Below are 26,109 nucleotides of genomic sequence, written 5' to 3'. Positions count from 1 at the left end.
GGGAAGACGCCGATCGACACGCATGATCGCGTCGAGAGTATCTTCTCGCCCCATATAGGTTCTGGAGCTTCACCTCCCGTTTCATCGGCCAGGAAGATGATGGAATATGGCGGCCTGATGTAGCAAACACTATGCAAGAATTTTGATCTCGAGGGCGTTGCGTTCGGGCGGACCCAACAAAAAGCCCGCGAACCTTTCGGTGCGCGGGCTTTTGCGTTGTCCTGAAACGGTCGGCGCTTAACCGGACACGCTGGCCTTCAGGCGGGCGTTGCAGAGACTGTAGTAGCCGCCGCCCTTCTGGATCCAGCGCAGGCCGGCGAGCTTGTCGCTGTCCTTGTTGTCGTAATACTGCTCAAGGCAGGTGTGCATGCGTGCCTTGCCGGGGGTCTCGGTGGCGAACTTCTTCGACACGGCCTTCGGGAAGCTGACGCCGCGCGGCGCGGTGACGGTCGGCTGGTCCGGCTCGCCATCGTAGGTCGCCTGGTCGAGGTTCGGCACGGTGTCGTCGTCGGCTGCCGAGGCGCTGCAGGACGACTTGCGGAACTGGTTCCAGCTCTGGCCGCCGAGCGAATTGGCGTCCTTGGCGGCGCTGTACTTGGCGCTGCATTCCTTCATCGTCAGGCCCTTGCCGCCGGTGTCGGCAGCAGCGGTGTCAGACTTCGAAGCTTTCGCCGGCTTTGCCGCCATCGTGGCACTGGCGCCGGGGCCGCACTGGGCCTTGCGGAAGTCGTTCCACTTCATGCCGTTCAGCGCGTTCGCGTCCTTGGCGGCATTGTACTTGGTGCTGCATTCCTGCATCGACAGGCCCTTGGCGTCGTCGTCGGAAGCTGCCGCCGGCTTTGCAGCCATCGTGGCGCTGGCGCCCGGGCCGCATTCGGCCTTGCGGAAGTCGTTCCACTTCATGCCGTTCAGCGCGTCGCCATCCTTGGCTGCGTTGTACTTGGCGCTGCATTCCTTCATCGACAGGCCCTTGGCCTCGTCTCCGGCAGCTGCCGTGTCGGACGACTTCGAAGCCTTGGCCGGCTTGGCGGCTACGGTGGTGCTGGCGCCCGGGCCGCACTGGGCCTTGCGGAAGTCGTTCCACTTCATGCCATTCAGCGCGTCGGCATCCTTGGCGGCATTGTATTTGGCGCTGCATTCCTTCATCGACAGGCCCTTGGCCTCGTCATCGGCAGCTGCCGTGTCGGAAGCCTTCTTGGTCGTCTTTGCAGCTTTCTTGGTGTCGGCCTTGGCCGGCGCGGTTGCAGCGGCATCGTCGGCCGCGCATTCAGCCTTGCGGAACTGGTTCCAGGTCTGCCCGCCGAGCGAGCCGGCGTCCTTGGCCGTGTTATACTTGGCGCTGCATTCCTTCATGGTCAGCGCGCTGGCTGGCGAGGCCATGAACAGGGCGATGGCCGCGAAGCCCGATAGGGTGACTAGTTTGTTGAAGAGCATGGCAATTCTCCGTAAATGCTGCCCACAAAACGTCCCTGAGCAAATCTTTACCCTGCAACGGACAGTTGCGCCAGATACTATCTATTTCGGACGTTGTTATGACTAAAACTTCGCTGGCATGATCTTGGCGGTTTCAGCCGGAAAGACGCTCCAGCGCCAGCAACATATGCGCTTCAATCTCCTCGCGCAGCCCTGTCCGATCCGAAGTATCCGGCGTCACGAGGTATAGATCGACCAGCGTTCCCATCAGCACGCTGAGGAAATGCAGGCGAGAAGGATCGACAGCACCGCTTCCGGCTGAAAACTTCTGCAGAAACGGCGCCACGATATCGCCGACGATGCTGGCCTCGTTGCCGCCGCCCTGGTCGGCCTCGATCGGACGAAGCGCCCGCATGGCCGCCAACAGACCGGAATGCGCAGGAATGGTCTCGGCGGTATCGAGATAGAGCCCGAGCAGTTTCCTTGCTGCCGCCGCCATCGGCATGCCGGGATCGAGATCCGCAAGGGCTTCGCCGCATGTCTCGACGATGCGCACGACGGTGCCGTCATAGGCGGCAAGCAGCAGTTGCTCGCGATCGGAAAAATAGCGGTAGATCGTGCCGACCGAAACGCCGGTGATCTCGGCGAGCCGCGTCGTCGTCACGGCGTCCGCCCCCTCAGTGGCGACAAGCGCCTCCGCCGCCGCCAGCAGAGCCGTGCGCGTGCGCTGCGCTCGCTTCTGGCGCGGCACCACAGGACCGGTGGCGGGTGCGCCGGCTTCCGGCTTCGGCAAAAGCTGAAACTGTTTCATCTTTATTGACTTTGATGGATCGCGGGAGCATCGTCAATGCAAAGAGGGAGGATTTTCATGCGTTCATTGTCGCCGCGCGCGGCCTTTCTTACCGTGCTTTTGACCTCTGCCGCCTGCGGCCCGCTTCTGGCCGCAGAGATCCCTGTCGAAGCCGGAGACGGTGCCGCCGAACGCCTGACCGAGGCGCTGATCATGGCCAAGCCCGGCGACACGATTGCCATCGGCGCTGGAAAATTCGAACTCACCGAGGGCCTGTCGCTCGATGTCGACGACGTGCTGGTCAAGGGCGCAGGGCCCGATGCGACGATCCTCTCCTTCAAGGGCCAGACCGGCTCGGGCGAGGGCCTGCTGGTGACGTCCGACCGGGTGGTGCTGGAGGATTTCGCCGTCGAGGATTCCAAGGGCGACGGCGTCAAGGCCAAGGGCTCGGACCAGATTACCTTCCGCAACCTGCGCGTCGAATGGACCAACGGGCCGGACGCCAACAACGGCGCCTACGGCGTCTATCCCGTCACCTCCAAGAACATTCTGGTCGATGGCGTGACGGTGAAGGGGGCGGCGGACGCCGGCATCTATGTCGGCCAGAGCGAGAACATCGTGGTGCGCAATTCGCGCGCCGAATACAACGTCGCCGGCATCGAGATCGAGAATTCGATGAAGGCCGACGTCTACAAGAACACCGCCACCCACAACACCGGCGGCATCCTCATCTTCGACCTGCCCAACCTGCCGGTGCAGGGCGGCCACGACATCCGCGTCTTCGACAATGACGTGGTCGACAACGATACAGCCAATTTCGCGCCCAAGGGCAACACCGTCGCCATGGTGCCGAAGGGCATGGGCATCATGGTCATGGCCAACCGCAACGTCCATGTCTTCGGCAACCGCCTGTCGGGCAACGCCACCACCCATGTGCTGATCGCCGCCTATCCCAACAAATACGAAGACGACAACTACATGTTCGTGCCGCGCGGTGTCTTCGTCCATGGCAACACCTATGGCGAGGGCGGCAACGCGCCGGACGGCGAGGTCGGCAAGACCATCTCCGATGTCTCCGGCACGCCGGTGCCGAGCATCATCTGGGACGGCGTCACCCGCATTCCCGAATATCTCACCTGGGTCTCAGCCGCCGACCGCATCTATGTCGACGAGGCCGAGGGCACGACATTTGCCAATCTGAAAATGATCTCGCAGCTGATGCTGCCGTGGTCGACATCGCCGGATACGGATATCTCGGCGTATAAGGGGAGTTTGCCGGAGCCGGCTGCGGTGAAGCTGCCGCAGGAGAACGGGGCTTAGGCGGAACTCGCTCGATGAAGCGGTCAATCGCAAGCTTGATTCACAGGATTTGCGCAATGTTTGTTGGCTTGGCGCTGCCCCTCATCCGCCTGCCGGCACCTTCTCCCCGTGAACGGGGAGAAGAAGGAAGCGTCAACGTTGCGGGCAACCTCCTTCTCCCCGTCACTATACGGGGAGAAGGTGCCGGCAGGCGGATGAGGGGCAGCGCCAGCGCAAGACGAGCAAGCCCTTACATTCTCTTGCTGCTGGCGATCGCCTTCTTCACCGCCACCTCCCCCGCTTTCGCCATCTCCCCCGAAGCCATCCTCGCCGACACCCCGCCAAAACTCCTGTCCGAATTCGGCTTCTTCACCGATATCACGAAGCAAATAGCTGCCGAGAACGTCACCCCCTTCGCGCCGATAACGCCGCTCTTCTCCGACAATGCCCTGAAATACCGCTTCGTCTACCTTCCCGAAGGCCAGTCAGCGACCTACGACGACACCGAAGCCTTCGACTTCCCCATCGGCACCGCACTCATAAAAACCTTTGCTTTCCCCGCGCCCGAAAAGGACATACGCCTGATCGAAACCCGCGTGCTGCTCAAGCATGAGGGCGGCTGGCAGGCCTGGGCCTATCTGTGGAACGACGAGCAGACCGAGGCGACGCTGAAGATCACCGGCGCCAAGGTCGAGATCGCAACGGTCAAGGCAGACGGCACGCCGCTCAGCTTCACCTATGCCGTGCCCAACAAGAACCAGTGCAAGGGCTGCCATGCCTTCAACGGCGAGATCGTGCCGCTAGGCCCCAAGGCGCGCAACCTGAATGGTGATTATCCCTACGCCTCGGGCCTGCAGAACCAGCTTGCCCACTGGGCCGAGACAAAAATCCTGTCCGGCCTGCCGGCATCGTCCCCCGCTGTGCCGGACTGGCGCGATGCCGCCGCCCCGCTCGATGCCCGCGCCCGCGCCTGGCTCGACGTCAATTGCGCTCACTGCCATCGGGCGGAAGGGGCGGCCAGCAATTCAGGGTTGTTCCTGACCTGGGGCGAGAAGGACAGAGTGCGCTACGGCGTCGGCAAGCGGCCGGTGGCGGCCGGCAAGGGTTCGGGCGACCGCTCCTTCGACATCAAGCCCGGCGATGCCGACGGCTCGATCCTGCCCTACCGCGTCGAAAGCACCGAGCCCGGCGTCATGATGCCGGAGCTTGGCCGCCATGTCGCAGACCCGGAAGCAGTAGCCCTGTTGCGCGACTGGATTGCCTCGATGCGTTAGCCCATCCACCGAAAATCGGAATCGATTTCCCGGCCGGATCATGCGCCAATGCAAGTGTCTGAACACCTTCGCGCATTCGAATGGAGATGTGGCGCTCCGGCGGTGAAGGGTCTATGCAATCAAAGTCACTGAAAATGAAAGAATTTCGAAGGATTCATGACAGATAATCACATAATGTGATATCGGGCGGCCGGCTTGTTATGGCAAGAGCAGCGCCGGGACATGAGTCCTCGGCCGGGGATAGTAGAGTATGAGCAGACGATATTTCGGAACCGACGGTATCCGCGGACGCGCCAACAAATTTCCGATGACTGCCGAGATCGCGATGAAAGTCGGCATGGCAGCCGGCCTTTCCTTCCAGCGCGGCAATCACCGCCATCGCGTCGTTCTCGGCAAGGATACGCGCCTTTCGGGCTATATGATCGAGAACGCCATGGTCGCAGGCTTCTGCGCCGCCGGCATGGATGTGTTCCTGCTCGGCCCGGTGCCGACGCCCGCGGTCGCCATGCTGGCGCGCTCGCTGCGCGCCGACATCGGCGTGATGATCTCGGCCTCGCACAACCCTTATTACGACAACGGCATCAAGCTGTTCGGCCCGGACGGCTACAAGCTCTCCGACGAGATCGAGATGCGCATCGAGGCGATGCTCGATCAGGACATTGACCTCGCCCTTGCCGATGCCGACGCGCTCGGCCGCGCCAAGCGCATCGACGGCGTGCATGACCGCTACATCGAATTCGCCAAGCGCACTTTGCCGCGCTCCATGTCGCTGTCGGGCCTCAGGGTCGTCATCGACTGCGCCAATGGCGCTGCCTACAAGGTAGCACCCGCAGCCCTTTGGGAACTCGGCGCCGAGGTCATCGCCATTCACGACAGCCCCAACGGCTTCAACATCAACGAGGACTGCGGCTCGACCCATCCGGAGAGCCTTGCCAAGAAGGTGCATGAGGTTCGCGCCGACATCGGCATCGCGCTGGACGGCGACGCCGACCGCATGATCATCGTCGACGAGAACGGCACCGTGGTCGACGGCGACCAGATCATGGCGCTGGTGGCCGAATCCTGGAACCAGAACGACCGCCTCGTCGGCGGCGGCATCGTCGCCACCGTCATGTCCAATCTCGGTCTGGAGCGCTTCCTCGGCGATATCGGCCTGCAGCTTCACCGCACCCAGGTCGGTGACCGCTACGTCGTCGAGCATATGCGCGCCCATGGCCTGAACATCGGCGGCGAGCAGTCCGGCCATATCGTGCTTTCGGATTTCTCCACCACCGGCGACGGCCTCGTCTCGGCCCTGCAGGTGCTGGCCTGCATCAAGCGCCAGAACAAGCCGGTAAGCGAGCTGTGCCGCAAGTTCGAGCCGGTGCCGCAGCTTCTGAAAAACGTCCGCTTCTCCGGCGGCAAGCCGCTGGAAGCAGCCCCTGTCAAGGCGGCGATCGAAGACGCACGCAACCGACTCGGCCAGTCCGGACGTCTCGTCATCCGCCCGTCCGGCACCGAGCCGCTGATCCGCGTCATGGCCGAAGGCGACGATCCCAAGCTGGTCGAGACCGTGGTCAACGACATCGTCGGCGTCATTTCGGATCTCAAGACGGCCGCCTGATTCACGACAGACAAGGCCTTTGAAAAGCCCGCCTCCGGCGGGCTTTTTCCGTTCGGGAAGCACCTGCCGGGTGCTCGTCATAGTTAAGGAACAGGGTTAAGCACAACTTAACCTTTGGACTCCATTATCCACGTCGAATTCAACCGATCTCGCCCCGGTGGGGGTGCGAGGGATTCGCAGGGGTAATGAAAATGCTCAACATTTCCAAGCGGGTGTTTGCCGCACTGTTGGTGACCGGCTTTGCCGCGCCCGCAGTCGCCGCCGACCTCTATGAACCGGTCGTCGAGCCGCAGCCGCAAGTCGTCTACCAGCCGGTCGAGACGGGCGGATGGTATCTGCGCGGCGACCTCGGCTATCGCTGGTCGAAATTCCGCGGCGCCGACTACATCACCTACGGCGTCTGCGACACAGGCTGCGGACCCGTTGCCGTTCCCGGCTCGAACTCGTTCGATTTCGGCGACCTGAAGGGCGCAATGTCGTTCGGCGGCGGCGTCGGCTACCAGGTCAACAACTACTTCCGTACCGACGTGACGGCCGACTACTGGTTCAAGTCGAAATTCAACGGCCAGACCTCTGACGGCGTCAACACCTCGACCGACACCTCGTCCTACAGCGCGCTGCTGCTGCTCGCCAACGCCTATGTCGATCTCGGCACCTGGCACCGCGTGACGCCTTATGTCGGCGCCGGTATCGGCGGTGCCTACGTCAAGTGGGACAATCTGCGCAACCAGTTCCCGGGCGTCGACGACAGCCATAATGGCGGCAAGGAATGGCGCTTCGCCTATGCGCTCATGGCCGGTGCTTCCTACTGCATCACCAAGAACCTGCAATTCGACGCCGGCTATCGCTTCACCCGCGTCAACGGCGGCAAGATGTTCGACTATGTCGACTCCTCGGCCGGCGGCCCGGGCGCCGGCCCCGGCTACGACAAGGGCTTCAACGTGCATGAAGTGCGCGGCGGCCTGCGCTACCAGTTCGGCGGCGGCAAGGCCGATTGCGCCGAACCCGAGCCGGTGGCCTACGAGCCGCCCCCGGTCGAGCCCGTCTACAAGTAATTACCCTGCCCACCACTTCGACCGCCCGGCCTTCGCCGGGCGGTTTTTTCTTGGTCTGAACAACGATCAATGACCCGCCCCAAACCTTAACAAGGCCGCCAAAACGATAAATCCGCTAACCATCCGTTATCCTTAACCGTGGCTTAACCCCTATGGTTAACAATGCTCTCGGGTGGCGGTTGCACGACAGTCGGTCGTGCCGCATTTGCGGGAGTTTGGCGTGATGAAATCGCATGGCATTTTGATCTTTTCGCTTGCCGTCGCAGCGGCGCTGGCTGGCAACGCGGCAAATGCCGCCGACTACGATCCTCCGATCTTCGTCGACAACGCGCCGGAATACGTTCCCGTGGAAGTCGGCTCCGGCTGGTACCTGCGCGGCGACCTCGGCTACAGTCTCAACAAGCCATATGATTACTTCGAGACGCCCGCAGGCTTCACCTCGAGCGAGATTCCCGTGTCGGGAAGCATCGGCATGGGCTATCACTTCAACGACTACCTGCGCGGAGAACTGAATTTCGGCATTTTGCCGAGCAGCAAATTCTCCAACAACTACACCGCCTCCTGCGACGGCACGCAGACCGTTACGGTTACCGACGGCACAGGCAACACCAGTGCCTTCGCCGGCCGCAGCACGCGCGATTGCCCGAGTTCCGACAACGCCAAGAACAAGTCGTATAACGGCATGGCAAACGCCTATTTCGATCTCGGCACATTTGCCGGCTTCACGCCCTATGTCGGCGGCGGCCTCGGCGTTGCGTACACCTCCTATCGCTCCGCCAAGGGTGATCGCCACTGCAACGGCTCGAGCACCTCGGTTCCCAATGGCCAGGGCGGAACGACGACGACGATCTTCGAATGCGACGACGCCAGCACCTATTCGGGCGATGTCACCTCGGAAAGGCAGTACAACCTGGCCTATTCGATCGGCGCCGGCTTCAACTATCGCATCAGCCAGAACACCTCGGTCGATCTCGGCTACGAATACTATTCCGTGCCCGGCGCCCGCTATGTTTCCTATGGTGCCGACGGCCCGACGTTCGGCAAAGGCATCGACTACCACCAGCTCAAGGTCGGCCTGCGCTACGACCTGTGGTGAGCTACAACATCACTACCGGCAACAAAAAGGCGGGCTTCGGTCCGCCTTTTCCGTTCCTGGCCGCGGCAAACATTTCCTTGCAAAATAAAGTCGGATTCAAGCTGTTTAATTAACCGGTCGTTGACCATGGAGATGCATCCTCCGGGTCCAGCGGCAAAGTATTGAGTACCGCGGCGCGCAAGCGCCCAGGCAACAACCCGCCACCCTCACGGGTGGCGGGTTTTCTGTTTATTCCACCCAAAAATGGAGGGTGCAGGAATAGCTCGAAACGGCTATTCAGCACTTGTTAAAGCCCCTTGATGCCCGTGTGTTCATTCTGGAGCACGCGGGTTTTTTTTGCGCTCCAACTGAGCATGTCAAATACGGGCCGCTTTTTTTGACGCCTTCCATCTTCGTTCTGCGTTTATCTGCAAGACAGTTTGTCGCAAACTCTTTTGCCTCTTGCGAACTTCCGCGCCTTTCTGTATTTCCCGCCGTGGGCCACCCCTCCCCAACGAGGGGCCAGCTATCTGGAAGGATAGAACCACGATGACGACGCTTTCCGCGCCAGGACTCCGTCCGGCAAACCCCAATTTCTCCTCAGGTCCCTGCGCCAAACGCCCCGGCTGGTCTCTTGAAGGCCTCCGCGACGCGGCCCTTGGCCGTTCGCACCGCGCCAAGATCGGCAAGTCCAAGCTTGCCCGCGCCATCGACCTCACCCGCGAAGTTCTTCAGGTTCCGGCCGATTATCGCATCGGCATCGTACCGGCTTCCGACACCGGCGCGGTCGAGATGGCGCTTTGGTCGCTGCTCGGCGAGCGCGGCGTCGACATGGTCGCCTGGGAATCCTTCGGCGCCGGCTGGGTGACTGATGTCGTCAAGCAGCTGAAGCTGCCGGACGTCCGCACCTTCGACGCGCCCTATGGCGCGCTGCCCGATCTCACAGCAGTCGATTTCGACCGCGACTTGGTCTTCACCTGGAACGGCACGACCTCGGGCGTGCGGGTCGCCAATGGCGACTTCATCCCGGCAGACCGCAAGGGCCTGACCATCTGCGACGCCACTTCCGCTGCCTTCGCGCAGAAGCTAGATTTCGACAAGCTCGATGTCGTCACCTTCTCCTGGCAGAAGGTTCTGGGCGGCGAAGGCGGCCACGGGATGCTGATCCTGAGCCCCCGCGCCGTCGCACGGCTGGAAAGCTACAAGCCGGCCTGGCCGCTGCCGAAGATTTTCCGCCTGACCTCCGGTGGCAAGCTCATCGAAGGCATCTTCAAGGGCGAGACCATCAACACGCCGTCGATGCTGGCGGTGGAAGATTATCTCGACGCACTCGACTGGGCGAAATCCATCGGCGGGCTCGATGCGCTGATCGCCCGCGCCGATGCCAACGCCAAGGTGCTGGCCGACTGGGTTGCGAACAATCCGGCAGTGGCGTTCCTCGCTGCTGAAGAAGACACGCGCTCGAACACGTCGGTCTGCCTGCGCTTCGTCGACCCGGCGGTCTCGGGTCTCGACGACGCCGGCCAGCAGGCTTTCGTGAAGACGTTCACCGGCCTGCTTGAGGCGGAAAAAGTCGCCTACGACATCGCCAGCTACCGCGATGCCCCTCCCGGCCTGCGCATCTGGTGCGGCGCCACTGTGGAAGCGTCTGATCTTCAGGCGCTGACGCCCTGGCTCGACTGGGCTTTTGCAACGGCCAAGGCATCGCTGAAGGCGGCGGCCTGACGTAGCGCATCCCTCCCCCTTGAGGGGAGGGTGGCGAACGAAGTGAGCTGGGTGGGGTCATCTCCACCTCGCCAGCCTCAACAAAATCCAGGCGGCATCACAGGACTTACGTCGAGCACTGCCGCAACAACCCCACCCGGTCGCTTCGCGACCACCCTCCCCTCAAGGGGGAGGGAACCAGCGCCAAGGAATCCAACCATGCCTCGCGTTCTCGTATCCGACAAACTCTCCCCCACCGCAGTCCAGATCTTCAAGGATCGCGGCGTCGAAGTGGACTACCTGCCCGATCTCGGCAAGGACAAGGAAAAGCTGCTCGAAGTCATCGGCCAGTATGACGGCCTCGCCATCCGCTCGGCGACGAAGGTCACCGAAAAGCTGATCGCTGCCGCGACCAACCTCAAGGTCATCGGCCGCGCCGGCATCGGCGTCGACAATGTCGACATTCCGGCTGCCTCGCGCCGAGGCATCATCGTGATGAACACGCCTTTCGGCAATTCCATCACCACCGCCGAGCACGCCATCGCGCTGATGTTCGCGCTGGCCCGCCAGATCCCGGAAGCCAATGCATCGACCCATGCCGGCAAGTGGGAAAAGAACCGCTTCATGGGTGTCGAGATCACCTCGAAGACGCTGGGCGTCATCGGCTGCGGCAATATCGGCTCGATCGTGGCGACGCGCGGCGTCGGCCTGAAGATGCATGTCGTGGCATTCGATCCCTTCCTCTCGGAAGGCCGCGCCGAGGAACTGGGCGTCGAAAAGGTCGAGCTTGACGAGTTGCTCAAGCGCGCCGACTTCATCACACTGCACACGCCGATGACCGACAAGACGCGCGGCATCATCAACGCCGAAGCCATCTCCAAGATGAAGGACGGCGTACGCATCATCAACTGCGCGCGCGGCGGGCTGGTGGTCGAAGCCGACCTCATCGCAGCACTCAAGAGCGGCAAGGTGGCGGGCGCCGGCATCGACGTGTTCGAGACCGAGCCGGCGACCGAGAATGCCCTGTTCGGCATGGAAAACGTCGTCACCACCCCGCATCTCGGCGCATCGACCAGCGAGGCGCAGGAAAACGTTGCGCTGCAAGTGGCCGAGCAGATGTCGGATTATCTCGTCAAGGGCGCGGTATCGAACGCCATCAACATGCCGTCGATCACTGCGGAAGAAGCCCCGCGCCTGAAGCCGTTCGTCAAGCTTGCCGAGGTGCTCGGCGCCTTTGTCGGCCAGGTCACCGAAGACCCGATCGAGGAAGTTGAGATCCTGTTCGACGGCGCCACTGCGACGATGAACACCCGCGCGCTGATCAGTGCCGCCCTCGCCGGCCTGATCCGGCCGCAGGTTTCCGACGTCAACATGGTGTCGGCGCCGATCATGGTGAAGGAGCGCGGCATCATCGTCGCCGAGGTCAAGCGCGACAAGTCGGGCGTCTTCGACGGCTATATCAAGCTGACGGTGAAGACCAAAAAGCAGGAGCGTTCCATCGCCGGCACCTGCTTCTCCGACCACAAGCCGCGCTTCATCCAGATCAAGGGCATCAATCTCGACGCCGAGGTCGGCCAGCACATGCTCTACACGACCAATGCCGACGCACCGGGCATCATCGGCCTGCTCGGCACGCTGTGCGGCAAGAACAACGTCAACATCGCCAACTTCCAGCTCGGCCGCAACCGGCCCGGCGGCGATGCCATCGCGCTGCTCTATCTCGATGCGCCCTTCCCGGAAAAGGCGCTGGCCGAAGTCCGCGCCAACCCGTCGATCGATTCGGCCAAGCCGCTGCAGTTCGACGTGAACGGGATCTGAGAACGGACGTTCAGTCGTTCAGGAAATTGGAAGGCGCCGGGCAACCGGCGCCTTTTTCAATCCTGCCAGGGATTGACCAGCGGAATATCGAGATCATTGAAATCCTTGATATTGCGCGTGGCCAGAACTGCTCGCCTTGAGACGACAATGCCGGCGATCTGCGTGTCCATCCTGTCGATATTGCGACCAACGGCGATCCGCTTGGCGCTCAAAATCGAAGCGGCTTCGGCAGCGTTTCGGTCAAACGGCAGAACGCGACCTACTATCTCATCTCGCAAAAACTGATCGAAGCGTTCAAGGAGACCGCTTTTGCGCTTGCCATCCGATAGAAGAAACAGCCCCGATCGAACCTCAAGGACACTTATGGCCGTTATCCAGACGATGCTCGACGTTTGACGATCAAGCCAGGATACGACTGCAGGGTTCATGTCCGGCCGCATAAGCGCCGAGATTACATTGGTATCCAGAACGATCATTCGCCGAAATCGACCGGCTTGAACGGTTGACGAGGAAATTCCGGTAACGGCTCGTCATTGCCGGGGATGTCGCGAAACAATTCGGCTATCCTGGTCCCCAGCCCAAACTCCTGCCCATCATCCTTCAGCACCGTCGCCCGCAGGATCATGCGGACCTCTTCTTCCATGCTGACGCCATGCTTTGCCGCGCGCTCCTGAAGGCGCTGCTTTACGTCGTCATCGAGCTGTCGGACCAGCAATTGCGCCATGGCAATTCTCCTTTGCTATCATGATAGCAAATATCGACATGGGGGTCGAGAGTTTCAACCCGCCATCTTCCGCCCGCTATGCTCCGCCAGCCCGATGCCGCCCAGCACCAGCGCCATGGCAACCGCGTGATAGAGGTGAAAATCTTCGCCGAGGATGACGATCGACAGCAATGTTCCGAAGATCGGCACGAGGTTGATGAATAGGCCGGCGCGGTTGGCGCCGATCAGTTCGACGCCCCTGATGTAGAATATCTGCGCCAGGAGCGACGGAAAGACGACCGTGAACAGGACGATCGCCCAGCCTTGCCCATCCGGAACGATCGCATTGCCCGTCCAGAATTCGGCGACCGCGAAGGGAACGCTGGTGACGAAAGCTGTTCCCGTCAGCATGATCATCAGGCTCTGCCAGTGGATGGCCGGTTTGAAACGCAGCGCCACCGTGTAAGCCGAATAGACCAGCACCGCTATGAGCATCAGCGCGTCGCCGAAATTGACGTCGAGCTCGAGCAGACGCTGAGGCTCGCCATGGGTCGCGGTGAAGATAATGCCGACGACCGACAGCACGAAGCCGACGATCTGCGCCCAGGTGACTTGCAGGCGGAAGAGCAGGAAATTGGCGGCGAAGATCAGCATCGGCATGCCCGCCTGCTCGATGCTGGCATTGATCGCGGTGGTGTAGATAAGCGCCGTATAGAGCGCCATGTTGAACACGGTGAAGCCAAGCCCTCCGAGCGCGGTCAGCAGCCACAGATGCCGGCGCACGACCGGCCAGTCGTGCTTCAGGCGCGCCCGGCCGATGACGAGCAGCACTGTCATTGCCAGCCCCCAGCGTATGGTGGTGAGCAGCATCGGCGAGATATGGCCGACCGCCAGCTTGCCGGCAACCGCATTGCCGCCCCAGAACAGCGTGGTCAGGATAAGCAGCAGATAGGCGTTTCGATGCATGGGAATTTCCGGCGGCGGGCTTGAGATACCGGCGTAGAATGGATGCGGGTTCGCGTAAACAGCGCCAAACGCGGAAATTGTTGTGCCTGATTACCCACAACTGCCGAGAAACCGTGCAAAGAATGGTCGCCTTCCAAAACGCTTGACGCTATAGAGGCCTGTCATTTTTACGTGTTCGCCGCCTGCTTCGCGGTGCTGGAAGGGAAGAAAACATGGCCAATGTGGTTGTCGTCGGCTCTCAATGGGGCGACGAAGGCAAGGGCAAGATCGTCGACTGGCTGTCGGAACGCGCCGATGTCGTGGTGCGTTTTCAAGGCGGCCACAATGCCGGTCACACGCTCGTCGTCGATGGCAAGGTCTACAAGCTGTCGCTGCTTCCTTCCGGCATCGTTCGCGACGGCAAGCTCTCCGTCATCGGCAACGGCGTGGTCTTCGATCCGCATGCCTTCGTCGCCGAAGCGGAGAAATTGCGCGCGCTTGGCGTGGAAGTAACGCCCGAACGCCTGAAAATAGCCGAAAACACGGCGCTTATTCTGTCCCTCCACCGGGAACTCGACGGATTCCGCGAAGACGCGGCCTCCAATTCCGGAACGAAGATCGGAACGACCCGCCGCGGCATCGGCCCTGCCTATGAAGACAAGGTCGGGCGCCGCGCCGTGCGGGTGATGGACTTGGCTGATTTGGATACGCTGCCCCTGAAGGTCGACCGGCTGCTGACGCACCACAATGCGCTGCGCCGCGGGCTCGGTCACCCGGAAGTCGCACATGAGACGATCATGCAGGAGCTGACTTCCGTTGCCGACGCGATCCTGCCCTATATGGACCGGGTGTGGAAAATCCTCGACGACAAGCGCCGCGCCGGCGCGCGCATCCTGTTCGAAGGCGCGCAGGGCACGCTGCTCGACATCGACCACGGCACCTATCCCTTCGTCACCTCGTCCAACACCGTTGCCGGCCAGGCATCGCCCGGCTCGGGCGTCGGCCCCGGCGCGATCGGCTATGTGCTCGGCATCACCAAGGCCTACACGACGCGCGTCGGCGAAGGCCCGTTCCCGACCGAACAGGACAATGAGGTCGGCGAATTCCTCGGCACCAAAGGCCATGAATTCGGCACCGTCACCGGGCGCAAGCGCCGCTGCGGCTGGTTCGACGCGGTGCTGGTGCGCCAGGCGGTCGCCGTCAACGGCATCAACGGCATCGCGCTGACCAAGCTCGACGTGCTCGACGGCCTCGACGAGATCAAGGTCTGCACCGGCTACACGCTGGACGGCGAGACGATCGACTATCTGCCGGCGAGCCAGGGCGCACAGGCGCGCGTCGTGCCGATCTATGAAACGCTGGAAGGCTGGAAGGGAACGACGGCCGGCGCGCGCAGCTGGAACGATCTGCCGGCACAGGCTGTTAAGTATGTTCGTTATATAGAGGAACTGATCGGCGCGCCGGTGGCGCTCCTTTCAACCAGCCCTGAGCGGGACGACACAATACTTGTGACCGATCCCTTTCAAGACTAATTTTGCCCCTTCCCGCCGCTTCGCGGCAAGGCGGGAAGGAAACCACAGGTCGACAAAAGCATGGCAGATTTCGTTGCGGTTCTGAAGAAGACGCTGGATGGGCTGAGCGAAGCTACGCCCGAACTGCGCCAGAAGGTCTACGACAAGGCCCGCGGAACAATTGCCGCGAAGCTCGCGGCGATAAACCCGCCGCCGCCGCAGGCTGTCGTCGACCGCCAGAAGCGCGCGCTGGAAGACGCCATCGAGGCGGTGGAGAAGGAATACCCACCGCGTCCAGGTCCGAAGATTTCCAGCGATCCGCTGGAGGAGCTGGAAAACGTCTTCGCCTCCATCGAGCGCCAGAAGACCGAGCCGCCAAAGCCGCGTTTCGACAACACATTCAAGGCTGACAGCGCGCCAAGGCCGCCCGTGCCGGCTGCACCTGCCGCGCCGGCCGCGTTTGACCCTTCGCCAAAACCAGAACCCAAGGCCGAGCCTGCCCCCAAGGGCGACTTGTGGCCCAAAACCACGCCTGTCGTGGCGGCGCCTCCTGCCGCAGCACCTGCAAGGGGCGAAGCCTCGGTCCGCGAAGACGTATTCGGTCCGGAAAATGACGACGACGACATTCAAACAGACGAGCGGGAAAGCGAAACCCGCAAGCGCGGCTATGGCGGCCTGATCGCCGCCGTGATCGCCCTTGCCGTGATCGCGGGTGGCGGCTACGGCGTCTGGCTCAACAAGGATGCCTTCGCCAACCTGTTCAGCACGAACGGAAGTGAGACGGCAACGACGACGCCTTCGGTGACACCGCCGGCGACGACCCCGGCACAGCCCGAGACCAACACCGCTGCCAATCCGCCGGCCGGGGAGCAACCCTCGCCTGCGGCACCGCCTCCGGCCAATGGCGGCACGGACAGCGAGCCCAAATTCACCCAGCGCCTGAACGCCGACGGCTCGGAGATCGACCCGGGCCCCGCCGGCGGGCCTGCCGCCATCGGCGAGGGAACCTCTGTCGCGGCGGTGACCCAGCCGCCGGAGACGCCCGCCCCCGCAGCACCCGGCGCAACCACGGACCCGGCAGCGCCACCTGCCGCGCAGGGCCAGACACCTGCCGCTCCCGGCGCGCCGGCCGCCCAGCCGGGCGTGGCTGTCGGGCAGCGCGCGATCTTCTACGAGGAACGCACCAACGTCGCCGAGGGTTCGGCCGAACCGGGCAGCATCGTCTGGTCGGTGGTGCAGGAATCGCCGGGCGGCGACCTGCCGCCTGAGCCGGCGATCCGCGCCGAGGCGACCATTCCCGGCAAGGATCTGCAGTTGCGCATGACCATCCGCCGCAATGCGGACCAGACGCTGCCGGCGAGCCACATCATCGAGGTCATCTTCCTGACGCCTGACGGCTTCGAGGGCGGCGGCATCGAAAACATCCTGCGCGTATCGATGAAGGGGTCGGAACAGGAAGCCGGCAGCCCGCTGATCGGCATTCCGGCCAAGATCGCGGACGGCTTCTTCCTCGTTGCGCTCAACGACGGCAAGCAGGAGATGGACGCCAACATGGCCCTGCTGCGCCGCCAGAGCTGGATCGACGTGCCGATCGTCTACAAATCCGGCCGCCGCGCGCTGTTCACCATGGAAAAGGGCATTCCCGGCCAGAAGGCCTTCGACGAGGCCATCAAGGCCTGGGACGCTGCCCGCAGCGGGTGATGGCGTCAGACTCTTTTTTGGCTTGAGACGGCGTGAACTCGCATAGGTTTGCGCTGCCCCTCATCCGACCCTTCGGGCCACCTTCTCCCCGTAAACGGGGAGAAGGGAGAAGCGGCAAGGTTGCGGCCAGCCTTCCTCTCCCCGTTTACGGGGAGAAGGTCCCGGCAGGGGGATGAGGGGCAGCGCGAACCTTTGATCAGGAAGAGAATCTTAGGCGTCGGCGGGGCACAGGCCCTTCGATCGAACGCCTCCCGGCCCTCCGCTAGGGCTCCGGGCGTTCGACATTCGAAAAGCCAAATCGTTGGCTTTTCGCCGACCTACGGTCGGACATGTCTCACCCCTCCAGCTCCTCCCGAAGCATTTCCAGTTCCAGCCATTCCTCTTCCATGGCAACCAGCGTCGCGCGTTCCTTGTCGAGGGCGGCGATGGTTTTTTGAAACCCCTTCGGGTCGCGCTCGTAGAAGGCCGGGTCGGCGATGTTGTTTTCCAGCGCCGAGATCGAGGCCGAGACGGCAGCCATCTTTCCGGGGAGGCTTTCCAGCGCGAATTTCTGCTTGAAGGAAAGCTTCTTCGCCGGTCCCTTCTGCGCTTCCGACGCGCTCTCGGCGCGCGGCGTGTCGCCGGCCTGCTTCTGCACCGCACGGCGGTCGTTCAGCCGCGTGCCGCCGCGCTGGGCGAGCATGTCGGCATAGCCGCCGGCATATTCGATCCAGCGCCCCTCGCCGTCCGGCGCGATGATGCTGGTGACGGTGCGGTCGAGGAAGTCGCGGTCATGGCTGACGAGGATGACCGTGCCGGCGAAACCGGCGACCAGTTCCTGCAGCAGCTCCAGCGTTTCCATGTCGAGATCGTTGGTCGGCTCGTCGAGCACCAAAAGGTTGGCCGGCCGCGCCAGCACCCGCGCCAAAAGCAGCCGCGCCCGCTCACCGCCGGAAAGCTCGCGCACCGGCGTGCGCGCCTGCTCCGGCTTGAACAGGAAGTCCTTCATGTAGGAGACGACGTGGCGCTCCTCGCCATTGATGACGAGGTTGTCGCCGCGCCCGTCGGTGAGATAATGCCCAAGCGTCTCCTGCGGATCGACCGCCTCGCGCTTCTGGTCGAGCGTGGCGATCTCCAGATTGGTGCCGAGGCGCACCGAGCCGGAATCCGGCTGCAACTCGCCGGTCAGCATCTTCAGCAGCGTCGTCTTGCCGGCACCGTTGGGTCCGACCAGGCCGATGCGGTCGCCGCGCTGGATGCGTGTCGAAAAGCCTTTGACGACAGTAAGATCGCCGAAGCTTTTCTCGATGTTCTTGGCTTCGATGACCAGCTTGCCGGATTCCGCGGCATCGCTGGCCACCATGGTCGCCACACCTTCCGCGCCCCGGTGGCCACGAAAGCGCTGGCGCATCGTCTGAAGCTCGCCCAGCCGTCGCATGTTGCGCTTGCGCCGTGCCGTCACGCCATAGCGCAGCCAGTGCTCCTCGCGCACGATCTGGCGGCCGAGCTTGTGCTGCTCGCGCTCTTCCTCCTCGAGGATGGTGTCGCGCCATTCCTCGAAATGCGCGAAACCTTTGTCGAGCTTGCGTGTCTGGCCGCGATCGAGCCAGACGGTGGCGCGCGATACGCGCTCGAGAAAGCGCCGGTCATGCGAAATCACGATCAGCGCCGAGGACGAGCGGTTGAGCTCGTCTTCCAGCCATTCGATGACCTGCAGGTCGAGATGGTTGGTCGGCTCGTCGAGCAGCAGGATGTCGGGCTCAGGCGCCATGACGCGGGCAAGCGCTGCGCGGCGCGCCTCGCCGCCCGAAAGATCGTCGGGGCGCTCTTCGCCGGTCAGGCCGAGATGTTCCATCAGATAGGTGGCGCGGTAGGGATCGTCAGCCGGTCCGAGGCCCGCCTCAACATAGGCGCGCACGCTCGCAAAACCTTCCATGTCGGGCATCTGCGGCAGATAGCGGATGGTCGCGGAGGGCTGGCGAAAGACTTCGCCGTCCTGCGGCTCGATGATGCCGGCGGCGATCTTGAGCAGCGTCGACTTGCCCGAGCCGTTGCGCCCGACCAGCGCGATGCGCTCGCCCGCCGAGGCCGACAGTGCTGCACCGTCAAGCAGCGGCGTGCCGCCAAAGGTCAGCCGGATACCGTCGAGATTGAGAAGCGGTGGCGCCATGTCTTTTCAGTGTTCCGGAAGAGGATAAGGATGGGCGAGCAGCAACGCGCGGCCACGTTCGAGCGTGATGCGCAGGCTTCCGCGCACTTCGTTGGAGAGCGTCAGCGATGAGCCGAAGGCGACCTCGACATTGTCGAGCGGCCACTTCGCGCCGGTTTCGGTGAGGCCCGACAATTCGGAAAAGCCGAGCACGGAAAACAGCGTGCCATCGGCATAGTCAAACGCGGTTTCGCCGGGCAGCAGCGGGTGCCCCTCCTGCGCGCCGCTGGTCAGCACCGTCGGCGTGCCTTGTTCGGCCAGCCTCAGGGCCAGCGCCAGATGCAGGAAGGCATGGTCGGCGCGCGGGCCGCCGAAGGCACCCGCCAGCACCAGCGAGGTCGCGCCACGCTTGAGCGCAGCCGTGATCGCCAGTTCGCCGTCGGTATTGTCCTTTTCCGCTGGAAAAGTCTCGCGCGGTATAGCTGCGTAGCTGTCCGGCAGGTTTTCCGGCACCGAGTCGAAATCGCCGACCCACAGCTCCGGCGTGACGCCAAGCAGCGCCGCATGGCCGATGCCGGCATCGGCCGCGATGATGCGGCTGCCTTCGAGTTGCGCGTCGATGCGGGGCGTGCGGACGAGTTCGCCGCCAAGCAGGATGAAAAATCGGCTCATGGTGGCTCGCCTCTATCATGCCGCGCGGCCATACGGGAAGCCGCCAATGCGCCGCGCAGCCCGAAACTACCGCTTGCGCGCCTCTTCGCTTGGTCCTATGTCTGATCCCGCTCTAACGGGGTGCCGGACACGATTTTCGTGAGCCGGCTGAGAGGCAAGGGGGAAACCCGGCCAACCCGCTGAACCTGATCCGGTTTGTACCGGCGGAGGGATTAGATGCTTCGGACGCCCGGCGCTTCAAATTCCCTTTCAACGCTAATGAAGGAGGCGCCGATGCGCACGCTGCTATTCTCGCTCGTTTCCACCCTTGCCGTGGCCGCCGCCCTGCCGGCGCTCGCCGCTGAAAAACTCACCGTCTACACCTATGAGAGCTTCACCGCCGAATGGGGCCCGGGCCCGCAGGTGGAAAAGGCCTTCGAGGCTGAGTGCGGCTGCGACGTCGAGTTCGTCTCGGTGGCCGACGGCGTGGCGCTGCTCAACCGCGTCAAGCTGGAAGGCGCTTCCACGAAGGCCGATGTCGTGCTCGGCCTCGACACCAACCTGACCGCCGAGGCCAAGGCCACCGGCCTGTTTTCGCCCTCCGGCATCGATCTCGCCAGCATCAACGTGCCGGGCGGCTGGACGGACGACACCTTCGTGCCCTTCGACTATGGCTATTTCGCCGTCGTCTACGACACCGAGAAGCTGAAGAACCCGCCCAAAAGCCTGAAGGAACTGGTCGAGGGCGACCCTTCGGAAAAGATCGCCATCCAGGACCCGCGCACGTCCACGCCGGGCCTCGGCCTGCTGCTCTGGGTCAAGGCGGTCTATGGCGACAAGGCACCGGAAGCCTGGGCCAAGCTGAAGAACCGCGTGCTGACCGTGACGCCGGGCTGGAGCGAGGCCTACGGCCTATTCACCAAGGGCGAAGCGCCGATGGTGCTGTCCTACACCACCTCGCCCGCCTACCACATGATCGCCGAGAGCACGGACAAATATCAGGCTGCACCCTTCGAGGAGGGTCACTATCTGCAGGTCGAGGTCGCCGGCATCACCACCACCGGCGCGAAGAACCCGCTGGCCAAGAAGTTCATGGAATTCATGACCGGGCCCGGTTTCCAGGACGCCATTCCCGAAACCAACTGGATGTTCCCCGCCGGCAAGACCGACAAGCCGCTCAACCCAGCCTTCGACAAGCTCGTAAAGCCGGCGAAGACCTTGCAGATCAGCGCTGACGACGTGGCCGCCAACCGCAAGGCGTGGGTGGACGAGTGGCTGGGGGTTATGAGCAAGTGAGCGGGCGGCCGCGGCCTTCCTCCCCCCTTGAGGGGGAGGTGTCGCCGCAGGCGACGGAGAGGGTTGCCGGAGGCAGCGCGAGGCGCAATTGAATGTCGAGTACGGCCGCACCGACCCCACCCCCGGCCTTCGGCCGTACCCTCCCCTCAAGGGGGAGGGATAGGCGCATCACCGCCGGCGTCATCGCGCTTGCCGCGATAGCCGTCCTCATCGGCGGAGCGTTTCTCGGCCTGATCCTCGAAGGCGCGCGCGACACGTCCGGCGCTATCGCCGCCTTCGATTCCTACCTCTTCCGCGTCGCCCGCTTCACGCTGTGGCAGGCGCTTCTATCAACTGCACTTTCCATCCTCCCGGCGATCTTCGTCGCGCGCGCCCTCTCCCGGCACCCGGCATTTCCAGGGCGCGGGCTGATCCTGCGCCTGTTTGCCGTGCCGCTGGCGCTGCCGGCCATTGTCGTGGCGCTCGGCGTTCTCGCCCTCTACGGCCGCGCCGGCTATTTCTCCGGCCTGCTTTCGACCATCGGCGGCGGCGACTGGCCCGGCATCTATGGCTTGTCGGGCATTCTGGTCGCGCATGTCTTCTTCAACCTGCCGCTGGCGACGCGTCTTTTTCTGGAAGCCCTGAACACGGTGCCCGCTGACCAGTGGCGGCTGGCAAGCCAGCTCGGCATGGGTGCTCGCTCCAGCTTTCGCCTGATCGAATGGCCGGCCTTGCGCGCCAGCTTGCCGGGTGTTGCCGGCCTTGTCTTCATGCTGTGCATCACATCCTTCACCATCGTGCTGACACTGGGCGGCGGCCCGCGCGCCACCACGCTGGAGGTCGCGATCTACCAGTCGCTGCGCTTCGACTTCGACCCCGCCCGCGCGGTGGCACTGACGCTGCTGCAGATCGCGCTCACCATGGCCGTCGTCTTCGCGCTGATGCGGCTCGGCGCAAACACCACCGGCGATGCCAATCTGTCGGTGACGCAGCGCCGCTATGTCTCCGCCGGGGATGGCGAAACCGCCCTCAACGCGATCCTTCTCATCGCAGCACTCGCCTTCGTCGCCGGGCCGATGCTGGCGACCGTCCTTGCCGGACTGGACGCCGATCTTTTGCGCCTCGCCGGCGAAAGCACGGTGCGGCAGGCGACCATCACCAGCCTCGTGCTGGCAACGCTTTCCGCCTGCCTGTCGGCCATGCTGGCGCTGTCGCTGATCATGGCGCGGCGCGCGCTGGCCTTGCGGCGCGGGGCCGGCGAAAAGACCTTTCTGGAGCGCATGACCGACACAGGCGCCGGCTTCGTGCTGGTGGTGCCGCCCATCGTCCTCGGTGCGGGCTGGTTCGTGCTGCTGCGCCATATGGGCGATGTCTTCACTGTTGCGCCGATCATGGTCGTCACCGTCAATGCGGTCATGGCCATGCCCTTCGCCATCCGCGCCATACGCCCAGCCTATGACGCCGCCAGCGAGCGGCACGAGCGCCTCTGCGCCCAGCTCGGCATCAGCGGCTGGAACCGCCTGAGGCTGGTCGACTGGCCCGTTTTGCGCCGCCCGCTTTCGACCGCCTTTGCCTTCGCCATGGCGCTGTCACTTGGCGATCTCGGCGTCATCGCACTGTTCGGCAGCGATTCCGTGCAGACGCTGCCCTATCTTCTGCTCGCCCGCATGGGCAGCTATCGTACCGCGGATGCAGCCGGGCTTGCCCTGATGCTCGGCCTTCTCTGCCTCGTGCTGATGCTTGTCGCCGACCGGCTCGGAAAGGACGCTTCGCGATGATCGACAGGACAGGTGCCGGCATCACGCTGGACAAGGTGGCCTTCAGCTATGGCGAGACGGGGGTGGATTTCGACCTCGCGATCGAGCCGGCCGCGATCACCACGGTGATGGGGCCAAGCGGCGCCGGCAAATCGACCTTGCTCAATTTGATAGCCGGCTTCGAACTGCCGCGTTCGGGCCGCGTGCTGATCGGCGGCACCGACGTGACCGCTACGCCGCCCTCGGAACGGCCTGTCTCCATGGTGTTCCAGGAGAACAACCTCTTCGCCCATCTGACGGTCGAGCAGAATGTCGGCCTCGGCCGCTCGCCGGCCCTGCGCCTCACTGATGCCGACCGCGCCGCAATAGCCGAAGCGCTTGACCGCACGGGCCTTGGCGACAAGCCAAAACGCCTGCCGCGCGAGCTTTCCGGCGGCGAACGCCAGCGCGTGGCGCTCGCCCGCGTTCTGGTGCGCGACCGGCCCGTGCTGCTTCTCGACGAGCCCTTTGCCTCGCTTGGGCCTGCCCTACGCGAGGACATGGTCGATCTGGTGAAGGCGCTTCAGGCCGAACACGGCATGACTGTGGTTTTCGTGACACATCAACCCGAGGATGCCCGCAGAATCGGCGGAAACATGGTGTTTCTCGACCGTGGAACGGTGGCAGCGACCGGTGAAACCGTTACATTCTTCACCAAAGATGGACCTGCGGCGTTCCGGGACTATATTGGTTTTGATACTGGCGCGTAGCGATTCGATTGAATCGCCCGGAAGCGGACATAATTTGCGGCCAGAGCAGTTTCAGGGGCTTATCCGCATTCTTGTTTTGCCAGGAAGAGTATGGCTAGGTCCGCGTAACACTGGGCTGCCGTGGATGGCAGTCATTGCCCGACGAAAGGAAGCCGTTCTGTCGACCTGCCGGATCACAGCCAGAGAGATGCTCTCGCCGGTGCGCCCTGCGGCGCGCTTCGGCTTTGCCATGGCTTTTCTGGCACTGCTGGCCGGCTGCCAGGCGCTGACCGGCAGCGACATCACGGAATCTGCCTTCCGCCCGTCCGACAACCCGGTCACCGTCGACAGCGTTTCGCGCAACAACCGGCTGGCCGAACTCGCCAAGAGCCAGCATCCGCGCATTCTCGCGACCTATGGCGGCGAATATTCCGATCCCAAGCTTGAGCGCATGGTCGCCAAGGTCGTCGGCAGCCTGACCACCGTGTCGGCAAACCCGACGCAGACCTATCGCATCACCATCCTCAATTCGCCCAACGTCAACGCTTTCGCGCTGCCCGGCGGATATCTCTATGTGACGCGCGGGCTTCTGGCGCTCGCCAACGATTCCTCCGAGCTTGCCGCCGTCATCGCCCACGAGATGGGCCATGTGACGGCCAATCACGGCCTTCAGCGCCAGCAGAAGGAAGCCGAGGAGGTTCTGGCCAACAAGGTCGTCACCGACGTTCTCGGCGAAAGCCAGACGGCCAAGGTGGCGCTGATCCGCGGCAAGCTCAGGCTCGCCCAGTTCTCGCGCAACCAGGAGCTGGAAGCCGACGCCATCGGCATCAAGGCGATCGGGCAGGCCGGCTTCGACCCCTATGCCGCCGGCCGCTTCCTGCAGTCCATGGCTGCCTACAGCGATTTCCGCTCGATCAGCGGCGCGACCGATCCGAGCCTCGACTTCCTGGCCAGCCACCCCAACACGCCGCAGCGCATCGAACTGGCGCAGCGCCACGCCCGCCTGATCGGCCCTCCCGGCACCGGGGTCAAGGATCGCGACTCCTTCCTCGCCGGCATTGACGGGTTGCTGTTCGGCGACACGCCGGAAGAAGGCTATGTGCGCGGCAACACGTTCATGCATCCGCGTCTTGGCGTGTCGTTCTCGGTCCCCGCAGGCTTTGCCATCGACAATACGGCGGCAGCCGTCACCGCGACCGGTCCCGGCGACATGGCGATCCGCTTCGACGGCGTGACCATCGAGCCGAAGATGTCATTGACCGATTATCTGCGCAGCGGCTGGGTTGCCGGGCTGGTGGATTCAAGCGTGCGCACCGAGACCATCAATGGCAACGAGGCTGCAGTCGCCCAGGCGCGGGCCGACGGCTGGCAGTTCGACGTCACCGTCATCCGCGCCAACGGCCAGGTCTATCGCCTGCTGACGGCCGCACCGCTGGCCGGCAATTCGCTCGATGCCGTGGCGCGGTCGGTGGGCGGCAGTTTCCACGTGCTGAGCGAGGCGGAAAAGGCAGCGCTCAAACCCCTGCGCATCCGCGTCGTCACCGTCAGGCCGGGCCAGACGATGGGCACGCTGGCTGCCGGCATGATCGGCGTCGACCGCAAGCTCGATTTGTTCAGGGTGCTCAACGGCCTTGCGCCCGGCGCCACGGTGTCGGCCGGCGACAAGGTTAAGATCGTTTCTGATCGGTAGGAAAGAAGCCCTTCCTTCTCCCCTTGTGGGAGAAGGAAAATCGCAGCATCAAGCGCTCAGAAACGCCGGGCTTTCCTTGACGAGCGCAACCCTGAGCTTCTGTAGCGCGCGGCTTTCGATCTGCCGCACGCGTTCCTTGGAGATGCCGAGGGTTTCGCCGAGCGATTCCAGCGTGGCGCCCTCGTCCTGAAGCCGGCGCTCCTCGATGATGCGCAGTTCGCGCTCGTTCAGCACATGGAGCGCATTCTTCAGCCAGCCAGAGCGGCGTTCATCGTCGATCGCTTCGCCAACGACTTCATCTGGCAAGGGATCGTCGGAGACGAGGAAATCCATGCGGTCGGCCGAGCCGCCGCCATCATCGACCAGGGGGGCATTGAGCGAGGTATCGGGGCCGGAAAGCCGCGAATCCATCATCGCGACATCGGATTCCGAAACGCCAAGGGCGGTGGAAATCTCCTTGTAGAGCGCCTCTCCCGAAAGCATGCCCGGGCCTTGCGCCAGCTTGGCGCGCAGCCGGCGCAGGTTGAAGAACAGCGCCTTCTGCGTCGAACTGGTGCCGCCGCGCACGATAGACCAGTTGCGCAGGATGTAGTCCTGCATCGAGGCCCGTATCCACCAGGTCGCATAAGTCGAGAAACGCACGTCGCGGTCCGGCTCGAACCGCGCTGCGGCTTCGAGAAGGCCGACATGGCCCTCCTGGATCAGATCGCCGATGGGCAGGCCGAAATAGCGGAATTTGGTCGCCATCGAGATGACGAGGCGCATGTGCGCGGTGGTGATGCGGTGCATCGCCGCTTGGTCACGGTGATCGCGCCACCGAAGTGCCAGTTCATGCTCTTCGCCACGCTCGAGATAGGGCGCCTTCATGGCCGCCCGGATCATGGTTCGCCTTGCTTTGTCTTCAATCATCCGGGCACTCCCAAACTCCGGCGCAATTGCTCTATACTTCGAGGCTTCCGACCCGGGGGTGGACATTAGACGGGGACGGT

At 63.5% G+C, this 26,109-nt stretch carries 21 protein-coding genes and 1 riboswitch; of the genes, 13 read left to right on the top strand and 8 right to left on the bottom strand.

What is annotated here, in order from left to right; all coding sequences use genetic code 11:
* Nucleotides 1-237 precede the first annotated feature (237 nt).
* Both DZG07_RS24095 and DZG07_RS04625 read right to left on the bottom strand, forming a co-directional pair.
* Nucleotides 238-1,434 (bottom strand): hypothetical protein, encoded by a 1,197-nt coding sequence (locus DZG07_RS24095; protein ID WP_197716837.1) that lies wholly within the window; start codon nucleotides 1,432-1,434, stop codon nucleotides 238-240.
* Nucleotides 1,435-1,567: 133 nt separating this feature from the next.
* Entirely contained in the window at nucleotides 1,568-2,224 is a 657-nt protein-coding gene (locus DZG07_RS04625; RefSeq protein ID WP_119814685.1) for a TetR/AcrR family transcriptional regulator, read from the bottom strand.
* A 57-nt stretch (nucleotides 2,225-2,281) separates the two neighbouring features.
* Here DZG07_RS04625 and DZG07_RS04620 point away from each other — a divergent pair, with 57 nt between their 5' ends.
* The 7 genes from DZG07_RS04620 to serA all read left to right on the top strand — a co-directional run bounded on the left by DZG07_RS04620 (nucleotide 2,282) and on the right by serA (nucleotide 12,031).
* Nucleotides 2,282-3,523: a parallel beta-helix domain-containing protein gene (locus DZG07_RS04620; protein ID WP_119814682.1), complete on the top strand. Its 1,242-nt coding sequence runs from the start codon at nucleotides 2,282-2,284 to the stop codon at nucleotides 3,521-3,523.
* Nucleotides 3,524-3,717: 194 nt separating this feature from the next.
* Nucleotides 3,718-4,776, top strand: coding sequence for an SO2930 family diheme c-type cytochrome (locus tag DZG07_RS04615; RefSeq protein ID WP_119814679.1), 1,059 nt, complete (start codon nucleotides 3,718-3,720; stop codon nucleotides 4,774-4,776).
* 250 nt (nucleotides 4,777-5,026) lie between these two features.
* A complete protein-coding gene (gene glmM, locus DZG07_RS04610; protein WP_091909276.1) occupies nucleotides 5,027-6,379 on the top strand; it encodes a phosphoglucosamine mutase in 1,353 nt (450 codons plus the stop codon).
* A gap of 191 nt (nucleotides 6,380-6,570) precedes the next feature.
* Complete coding sequence (locus DZG07_RS04605; protein WP_091910240.1) at nucleotides 6,571-7,434, top strand: outer membrane protein; 864 nt, start codon at nucleotides 6,571-6,573, stop codon at nucleotides 7,432-7,434.
* Nucleotides 7,435-7,657: 223 nt separating this feature from the next.
* Entirely contained in the window at nucleotides 7,658-8,530 is an 873-nt protein-coding gene (locus tag DZG07_RS04600; RefSeq protein ID WP_119814676.1) for an outer membrane beta-barrel protein, read from the top strand.
* A gap of 528 nt (nucleotides 8,531-9,058) precedes the next feature.
* Nucleotides 9,059-10,234 carry a phosphoserine transaminase gene (locus tag DZG07_RS04595; protein WP_119814673.1) on the top strand — a complete coding sequence of 392 codons (1,176 nt, stop codon included), beginning with the start codon at nucleotides 9,059-9,061 and terminating at the stop codon, nucleotides 10,232-10,234.
* Between the two features lie 198 nt (nucleotides 10,235-10,432).
* A complete protein-coding gene (serA, locus tag DZG07_RS04590; protein WP_119814670.1) occupies nucleotides 10,433-12,031 on the top strand; it encodes a phosphoglycerate dehydrogenase in 1,599 nt (532 codons plus the stop codon).
* Nucleotides 12,032-12,087: 56 nt separating this feature from the next.
* On the opposite strand, the gene DZG07_RS04585 is transcribed toward serA, so the two are convergent.
* Genes DZG07_RS04585 through DZG07_RS04575 form a run of 3 tightly spaced genes read right to left on the bottom strand, consistent with a single transcriptional unit; the run spans nucleotide 12,088 to nucleotide 13,700 of the window.
* Nucleotides 12,088-12,507, bottom strand: coding sequence for a type II toxin-antitoxin system VapC family toxin (locus DZG07_RS04585; protein WP_119814667.1), 420 nt, complete (start codon nucleotides 12,505-12,507; stop codon nucleotides 12,088-12,090).
* Nucleotides 12,504-12,755 (bottom strand): toxin-antitoxin system, encoded by a 252-nt coding sequence (locus tag DZG07_RS04580; protein WP_119814664.1) that lies wholly within the window; start codon nucleotides 12,753-12,755, stop codon nucleotides 12,504-12,506. Before DZG07_RS04580 ends, DZG07_RS04585 begins: the two co-directional genes overlap by 4 nt.
* Nucleotides 12,756-12,809: 54 nt before the next feature.
* Entirely contained in the window at nucleotides 12,810-13,700 is an 891-nt protein-coding gene (locus DZG07_RS04575; RefSeq protein WP_119814661.1) for a DMT family transporter, read from the bottom strand.
* 212 nt (nucleotides 13,701-13,912) lie between these two features.
* Here DZG07_RS04575 and DZG07_RS04570 point away from each other — a divergent pair, with 212 nt between their 5' ends.
* Both DZG07_RS04570 and DZG07_RS04565 read left to right on the top strand, forming a co-directional pair.
* On the top strand, nucleotides 13,913-15,211 hold the full coding sequence (locus DZG07_RS04570; RefSeq protein ID WP_091909248.1) for an adenylosuccinate synthase: 1,299 nt from the start codon (nucleotides 13,913-13,915) through the stop codon (nucleotides 15,209-15,211).
* Nucleotides 15,212-15,271: 60 nt separating this feature from the next.
* Nucleotides 15,272-16,891, top strand: a complete 1,620-nt coding sequence (locus DZG07_RS04565; protein ID WP_119814658.1) for a hypothetical protein — start codon at nucleotides 15,272-15,274, stop codon at nucleotides 16,889-16,891.
* Nucleotides 16,892-17,225: 334 nt separating this feature from the next.
* Here DZG07_RS04565 and DZG07_RS04560 read toward each other — a convergent pair whose 3' ends face one another.
* On the bottom strand, nucleotides 17,226-19,040 hold the full coding sequence (locus DZG07_RS04560) for an ABC-F family ATP-binding cassette domain-containing protein (RefSeq protein WP_119814655.1): 1,815 nt from the start codon (nucleotides 19,038-19,040) through the stop codon (nucleotides 17,226-17,228).
* 6 nt (nucleotides 19,041-19,046) lie between these two features.
* The gene (locus DZG07_RS04555; RefSeq protein ID WP_119814652.1) at nucleotides 19,047-19,691 is read right to left on the bottom strand and encodes a thiamine diphosphokinase; all 645 of its coding nucleotides are present in this window, start codon (nucleotides 19,689-19,691) and stop codon (nucleotides 19,047-19,049) included.
* A 106-nt stretch (nucleotides 19,692-19,797) separates the two neighbouring features.
* Nucleotides 19,798-19,920: riboswitch (TPP riboswitch) on the top strand.
* Between the two features lie 44 nt (nucleotides 19,921-19,964).
* Here DZG07_RS04555 and thiB point away from each other — a divergent pair.
* The 4 genes from thiB to DZG07_RS04535 all read left to right on the top strand — a co-directional run bounded on the left by thiB (nucleotide 19,965) and on the right by DZG07_RS04535 (nucleotide 25,120).
* Nucleotides 19,965-20,966 (top strand): thiamine ABC transporter substrate binding subunit, encoded by a 1,002-nt coding sequence (gene thiB / locus DZG07_RS04550; RefSeq protein ID WP_119821397.1) that lies wholly within the window; start codon nucleotides 19,965-19,967, stop codon nucleotides 20,964-20,966.
* A 92-nt stretch (nucleotides 20,967-21,058) separates the two neighbouring features.
* Nucleotides 21,059-22,723, top strand: a complete 1,665-nt coding sequence (gene thiP, locus DZG07_RS04545) for a thiamine/thiamine pyrophosphate ABC transporter permease (protein WP_119814649.1) — start codon at nucleotides 21,059-21,061, stop codon at nucleotides 22,721-22,723.
* Entirely contained in the window at nucleotides 22,720-23,451 is a 732-nt protein-coding gene (gene thiQ / locus DZG07_RS04540) for a thiamine ABC transporter ATP-binding protein (RefSeq protein WP_119814646.1), read from the top strand. Before thiP ends, thiQ begins: the two co-directional genes overlap by 4 nt.
* Nucleotides 23,452-23,680: 229 nt before the next feature.
* A complete protein-coding gene (locus tag DZG07_RS04535; protein WP_162931724.1) occupies nucleotides 23,681-25,120 on the top strand; it encodes a M48 family metalloprotease in 1,440 nt (479 codons plus the stop codon).
* A 48-nt stretch (nucleotides 25,121-25,168) separates the two neighbouring features.
* On the opposite strand, the gene DZG07_RS04530 is transcribed toward DZG07_RS04535, so the two are convergent.
* A complete protein-coding gene (locus DZG07_RS04530) occupies nucleotides 25,169-26,029 on the bottom strand; it encodes an RNA polymerase factor sigma-32 (protein ID WP_119814640.1) in 861 nt (286 codons plus the stop codon).
* Between the last annotated feature and the right edge of the window lie 80 nt (nucleotides 26,030-26,109).

Source organism: Mesorhizobium sp. DCY119, assembly GCF_003590645.1.
Classification (GTDB): Bacteria; Pseudomonadota; Alphaproteobacteria; order Rhizobiales; family Rhizobiaceae; genus Mesorhizobium_M.
Note: the sequence above shows the minus strand (reverse complement) of the source record. Positions and strands in the feature narration are given on the sequence as shown.

Bases quoted from the DNA above. Each gene is read 5' to 3' on its own strand.
- DZG07_RS24095 (WP_197716837.1), bottom strand. From the start codon at position 1,434: ATGCTCTTCAACAAACTAGTCACCCTATCGGGCTTCGCGGCCATCGCC.
- DZG07_RS04625 (WP_119814685.1), bottom strand. From the start codon at position 2,224: ATGAAACAGTTTCAGCTTTTGCCGAAGCCGGAAGCCGGCGCACCCGCC.
- DZG07_RS04620 (WP_119814682.1), top strand. From the start codon at position 2,282: ATGCGTTCATTGTCGCCGCGCGCGGCCTTTCTTACCGTGCTTTTGACC.
- DZG07_RS04615 (WP_119814679.1), top strand. From the start codon at position 3,718: ATGAGGGGCAGCGCCAGCGCAAGACGAGCAAGCCCTTACATTCTCTTG.
- glmM (WP_091909276.1), top strand. From the start codon at position 5,027: ATGAGCAGACGATATTTCGGAACCGACGGTATCCGCGGACGCGCCAAC.
- DZG07_RS04605 (WP_091910240.1), top strand. From the start codon at position 6,571: ATGCTCAACATTTCCAAGCGGGTGTTTGCCGCACTGTTGGTGACCGGC.
- DZG07_RS04600 (WP_119814676.1), top strand. From the start codon at position 7,658: ATGAAATCGCATGGCATTTTGATCTTTTCGCTTGCCGTCGCAGCGGCG.
- DZG07_RS04595 (WP_119814673.1), top strand. From the start codon at position 9,059: ATGACGACGCTTTCCGCGCCAGGACTCCGTCCGGCAAACCCCAATTTC.
- serA (WP_119814670.1), top strand. From the start codon at position 10,433: ATGCCTCGCGTTCTCGTATCCGACAAACTCTCCCCCACCGCAGTCCAG.
- DZG07_RS04585 (WP_119814667.1), bottom strand. From the start codon at position 12,507: ATGATCGTTCTGGATACCAATGTAATCTCGGCGCTTATGCGGCCGGAC.
- DZG07_RS04580 (WP_119814664.1), bottom strand. From the start codon at position 12,755: ATGGCGCAATTGCTGGTCCGACAGCTCGATGACGACGTAAAGCAGCGC.
- DZG07_RS04575 (WP_119814661.1), bottom strand. From the start codon at position 13,700: ATGCATCGAAACGCCTATCTGCTGCTTATCCTGACCACGCTGTTCTGG.
- DZG07_RS04570 (WP_091909248.1), top strand. From the start codon at position 13,913: ATGGCCAATGTGGTTGTCGTCGGCTCTCAATGGGGCGACGAAGGCAAG.
- DZG07_RS04565 (WP_119814658.1), top strand. From the start codon at position 15,272: ATGGCAGATTTCGTTGCGGTTCTGAAGAAGACGCTGGATGGGCTGAGC.
- DZG07_RS04560 (WP_119814655.1), bottom strand. From the start codon at position 19,040: ATGGCGCCACCGCTTCTCAATCTCGACGGTATCCGGCTGACCTTTGGC.
- DZG07_RS04555 (WP_119814652.1), bottom strand. From the start codon at position 19,691: ATGAGCCGATTTTTCATCCTGCTTGGCGGCGAACTCGTCCGCACGCCC.
- thiB (WP_119821397.1), top strand. From the start codon at position 19,965: ATGCGCACGCTGCTATTCTCGCTCGTTTCCACCCTTGCCGTGGCCGCC.
- thiP (WP_119814649.1), top strand. From the start codon at position 21,059: ATGTCGAGTACGGCCGCACCGACCCCACCCCCGGCCTTCGGCCGTACC.
- thiQ (WP_119814646.1), top strand. From the start codon at position 22,720: ATGATCGACAGGACAGGTGCCGGCATCACGCTGGACAAGGTGGCCTTC.
- DZG07_RS04535 (WP_162931724.1), top strand. From the start codon at position 23,681: ATGGCTTTTCTGGCACTGCTGGCCGGCTGCCAGGCGCTGACCGGCAGC.
- DZG07_RS04530 (WP_119814640.1), bottom strand. From the start codon at position 26,029: ATGATTGAAGACAAAGCAAGGCGAACCATGATCCGGGCGGCCATGAAG.